The organism is Dermacoccus sp. UBA1591 (assembly GCF_002322065.1).
GTDB classification, from domain to species: Bacteria; Actinomycetota; Actinomycetes; order Actinomycetales; family Dermatophilaceae; genus Dermacoccus; species Dermacoccus nishinomiyaensis.
In genome coordinates this window covers 1-597 of record NZ_DCNR01000097.1, presented here as the reverse complement: position 1 = coordinate 597, position 597 = coordinate 1, and the positions used below count along the sequence as shown (strand labels likewise).

Sequence of the window (597 nt, the reverse complement as noted above, 5' to 3'; positions counted from 1 at the left end):
TCGAAGTCGGGCACGCTGACGTACCAGATGATGTACGAACTGCGTGACTTCGGTTTCTCGACGGCCATCGGCATCGGCGGCGACCCGGTCATCGGCACGACGCACATCGACGCGCTCGAGGCGTTCCAGAACGACCCCGACACCGACGCGATCGTCATGATCGGTGAGATCGGCGGCGACGCCGAGGAGCGCGCTGCGGCGTACATCAAGGAGAACGTGACGAAGCCGGTTGTCGGTTACGTCGCGGGCTTCACCGCTCCCGAGGGCAAGACGATGGGCCACGCCGGCGCCATCGTGTCCGGTTCCGCGGGCACGGCTGCCGCGAAGAAGGAGGCCCTCGAGGCNNCCGTGATCTTCGTGCCGCCGCCCTTCGCCAAGAGCGCCGCGGTCGAGGCCATCGAGGCCGAGATGCCGCTGGCGGTCGTCATCACCGAGGGCATCCCGGTGAGGGACTCGGCCGAGTTCTACAACTTGAGCAAGGGTTCGAAGACGCGCCTGCTCGGCCCGAACTGCCCGGGCATCATCAGCCCCGGCGAGTCGAACGCCGGCATCATCCCGGCGAACATCGCCGGCAAGGGCCGCATCGGCCTCGTCTCG

The 597-nt window shown here is 67.7% G+C and carries 1 pseudogene; it reads left to right on the top strand.

Going from position 1 to position 597, the window contains the following annotated elements:
- Positions 1–597, top strand: a pseudogene (locus tag B2284_RS10915) (hypothetical protein); the annotation flags it as partial.